The organism is Streptomyces recifensis (genome assembly GCF_002154615.1).
GTDB classification, from domain to species: Bacteria; Actinomycetota; Actinomycetes; order Streptomycetales; family Streptomycetaceae; genus Streptomyces; species Streptomyces griseoluteus.
Map to the genome: position 1 here is coordinate 1 of NZ_MUNH01000447.1, position 4,088 is coordinate 4,088.

The following is a 4,088-nucleotide window of genomic DNA, read 5'->3' on the forward strand; positions in this document are numbered from 1 at the left end:
GCCGACTTGAACTACAGCACCTGCTGGCCCCGGTCGCCCCAGGAGGCGTAGGCGTTGTGCGGGGCGAAGAAGCCGATGGTGTTGTAGCCCCAGTAGTTGTTCAGGCCCATGTCGACCAGGCGGTGGTCGTTGACGAACTGGTGGACCGGCATCAGCTCCAGCGCGGTCACGCCGAGCCGGGTCAGATGCTCGATGACGGCCGGGTGGGCGAGCCCGGCGTAGCCCCCGCGCACCGACTACCACCGCACGGTGATCTACGAGGCCCATGTGAAGGGCCTGACCATGCGCCACCCGGGGCTGCCGGACGAGCTGCGCGGCACCTACGCCGGGCTCGCCCACCCGGCCGTCATCGAGCATCTGACCCGGCTCGGCGTGACCGCGCTGGAGCTGATGCCGGTCCACCAGTTCGTCAACGACCACCGCCTGGTCGACATGGGCCTGAACAACTACTGGGGCTACAACACCATCGGCTTCTTCGCCCCGCACAACGCCTACGCCTCCTGGGGCGACCGGGGCCAGCAGGTGCTGGAGTTCAAGTCGGCGGTACGGGCGCTGCACGAGGCCGGGATCGAGGTCATCCTCGACGTGGTCTACAACCACACCGCCGAGGGCAACCACCTGGGTCCGACGCTGTCCTTCAAGGGCATCGACAACCCGTCGTACTACCGGCTGACCGACGATCCGCGCTACTACATGGACACCACCGGCACCGGCAACAGCCTGCTGATGCGCTCGCCGCACGTCCTGCAGCTCATCATGGACTCGCTGCGGTACTGGGTGACCGAGATGCATGTCGACGGGTTCCGCTTCGACCTCGCGGCGACCCTGGCCCGGCAGTTCCACGAGGTGGACCGGCTGTCGTCGTTCTTCGACCTGGTCCAGCAGGACCCGGTGGTCTCCCAGGTCAAGCTGATCGCCGAGCCCTGGGACGTGGGCGAGGGCGGCTACCAGGTGGGCAACTTCCCGCCGCTGTGGACCGAGTGGAACGGCAAGTACCGGGACACCGTGCGGGACCTGTGGCGCGGGGAGCCGCGCGCGCTGGCGGAGTTCGCCTCCCGGCTCACCGGCTCCTCCGACCTCTACCAGGACGACGGCCGCCGTCCGCTGGCCTCGATCAACTTCGTCACCTGCCACGACGGCTTCACCCTGCACGACCTCGTCTCGTACAACGACAAGCACAACGACGCCAACGGCGAGGACAACCGGGACGGCGAGAGCCACAACCGGTCCTGGAACTGCGGGGTGGAGGGCGACACCGACGACGTGGAGGTGCGCGAGCTGCGCGGCCGGCAGATGCGCAACTTCATCGCCACCCTGATGCTGTCCCAGGGCGTGCCGATGATCAGCCACGGCGACGAGTTCGCCCGCACCCAGCGCGGCAACAACAACGCCTACTGCCAGGACAACGAGCTCTCCTGGGTGGACTGGCCGGACCCCGAGGACGCGGTGGAGGCCACCGGTGCCGAGGACGACGAACGGGCCGCGCTGCTGGAGTTCACCCGCGCGATGGTGGGGCTGCGCAGCGAGCACCCGGTGTTCCGGCGCCGCCGCTTCCTGCACGGGCGCCCGGTGGAGGGCACCCGGGACGAGTTGTCGGACGTCGCCTGGTTCACGCCGGAGGGCGAGCAGATGGCCCAGGCCGACTGGGACTCGGCGCCCGCGTCCGCGCTGGCGGTGTTCCTGAACGGCAACGCCATCTCCGAGCCGGGCCCGCGCGGCGAGCGGATCGCGGACGACTCGTTCCTGCTGATGTTCAACGCCTCGCACAAACCGCTGGACTTCCTGGTGCCGGTGGACCACGGCAGGCAGTGGCAGGTGGTCGTGGACACCGCCCGGCCCGAGGGGGTGCCGCCGGGCACGGGTCCGAAGGTGGCGGCCGGTGAGCGCCTCACCCTGCCGGACCGCAGCCTGACCGTGCTCCAGCGCCCGGCGTAGCCCACCCGGCCGGGGACACGGGAGCCGCCGTGTCCCCGGCCGTCCGGTTCGTGTGGGCCGTCCCGGGCCGGATGCCCCGGCGGATGACACGAAGAGCGGCAGGCGGGGTACGTAGCTCTGCATGACTTCAGTGCGACCCGGACCAGGGGTGCCCACGGCCACCTACCGCCTACAGCTCCAGCCCTCGTTCCCCTTCGCCGCCGCCGAGGCGGCCGTGCCCTACCTGGCGTCGCTGGGCGTCTCGCACCTGCATCTGTCGCCCGTCCTGGAGGCCGTCCCCGGCTCCACCCACGGCTACGACGTCGTGGACCATGCGCGGGTGCGCGCGGAGCTGGGCGGCGAGGACGGGCTCAGGTCGCTGTCACGCACCGCGCGGGAGCACGGGCTCGGCCTGGTGGTGGACATCGTGCCCAACCACATGGCGATGGCCCCCCGCTACAACCGCGCCCTGTGGGAGGTGCTCCGCGAGGGGCCCGAGTCGCCGTACGCCCGCTGGTTCGACATCGACTGGGCAGCGCGCGGCGGCCAGGTGCTGCTGCCGGTGCTCGGCGGGCCCATCGGCGCCGAGCGCGAGCACCTGGTGGCCGACGGCGAGCTGCTGCGCTACCACGACCACCTCTTCCCGTTGCGCTCCGGCACCGAGGGCCTGCCGCTGCCCGAACTGCTGGACGCCCAGTGGTACCGCCCGGTGTGGTGGCGGCTGGCCCGCACCGAGCTGAACTACCGGCGCTTCTTCAGCATCTCCGAGCTGATCGGGGTACGGGTGGAGGACCCCGAGGTCTTCGACGCCACCCACGGCAAGATCCTCCAGTTGCTGGCCGAGGACGTGATCGACGGCCTGCGCATCGACCACCCGGACGGCCTGGCCGACCCCGACGCCTACCTCGCCCGGCTGGACGAGGCGACCGGTGGCCGCTGGACGGTGGTGGAGAAGATCCTCGCCGACGAGGAGCAGCTCCCGGACTCCTGGCCCGTCGCGGGCACCACCGGCTACGACGCCCTGCGCCGCATCGACGGGGTGTTCACCGGCCCGGCCGGCGCCGCCGAACTCGAGGCCCACTACCGGGCGTTCGCGGCCCCGCAGCTCGACCGGGGCGGTGACTGGGACGCCACGGTGCGGCGGGCGGCGTACAAGGTGCTCACCCATGAGCTGGCCGCCGAGGCCGACCGGCTCACCCGGTCGGCGGTCCGGGTGTGCGCCGCCTCCCCGGACCTCGCGCTGCGCGACCGGGCGCCCTGGGCGCTGCGCACGGCTCTGGAGGAGCTGCTGGTCCGGATGCCGGTCTACCGGCCCTACACCTCCGAGGACGCCGCCGCCGTCGTCACCGAGGAGGCGGCCGCTGAGGCCCGGCGGGCGTTCGCGGTGGCGGAGGAGGCCGACGCGGTCGACCTGGTACGCGGGCTGCTGATCGGCCCGGACGACGGCACGCTGCCCGAACTCACCGAGTTCCGCAGCCGGTTCGCGCAGACCGCGTCGGCGCTGCGGGCCAAGTCGGTCGAGGACACGGCGTTCTACCGCTACGTCCCGCTGCTGTCGGCGACCGAGGTCGGCGGCGATCCGGGCCGGATGGGGGTCTCCCCGGCGGAGTTCCACGCCTACTGCGCCCGGCTGGCGAGCCACTGGCCGGACACCGGCACGGTGGTCACCACGCACGACACCAAGCGCAGCGCGGACGTCCGGGCGGCGCTGAACGTGCTCACCGAGTGCCCCGGCCGCTGGGCCAAGCTGCTCGCCGAGGTGAGCCGGGAGCCGGAGGTGGTCCCCGACGGCCAACTGGCCTGGGCCGCATGGCAGACGGTGTTCGGGCTCGGCCCGGCCGAGGAGGAGCGGGTACGCGAGGCGCTCCTGAAGCACGTCCGCGAGGCGGGCATGTACACGAGCTGGACCGAGCAGGAAGCGCCGTACGAGGACGCGGTGGCCGCGTTCGTCGCCACCGGCCCCTGCGGGCCGCCCGGTGAGCGGGTGGCCGCCTTCCGCAAGGGGCTGGAGCCGCACATCCGGGCCAACGTGCTGGGCACGGCGCTGGTGCACCTGACGATGCCGGGCGTGCCGGACCTGTACCAGGGGACGGAGAGCGAGTACCGGGCGCTGGTGGACCCCGACAACCGGCGACCGGTGCCCTTCCCGCCGGCCGCGCCCGGTGAGAAGGAGG

At 72.2% G+C, this 4,088-nt stretch carries 1 protein-coding gene and 2 pseudogenes; 2 read left to right on the top strand and 1 reads right to left on the bottom strand.

Annotation, left to right across the window (positions count from 1 at the left end):
• Positions 1-14 precede the first annotated feature (14 nt).
• Positions 15-233 (bottom strand): annotated as a pseudogene (locus tag CCN33_RS22290) (glycogen debranching enzyme); the annotation flags it as partial.
• Between CCN33_RS22290 and glgX the strand changes: the two are divergent.
• Together glgX and treY are read left to right on the top strand one after the other, a co-directional pair.
• Positions 226-1,935, top strand: a pseudogene (gene glgX / locus CCN33_RS22295) (glycogen debranching protein GlgX); the annotation flags it as partial. The pseudogenes CCN33_RS22290 and glgX sit on opposite strands and share 8 nt — an antisense overlap.
• Before the next feature lie 121 nt (positions 1,936-2,056).
• The coding region (gene treY / locus CCN33_RS22300) for a malto-oligosyltrehalose synthase (RefSeq protein WP_208621831.1) at positions 2,057-4,088 on the top strand (2,032 nt) is incomplete at its 3' end.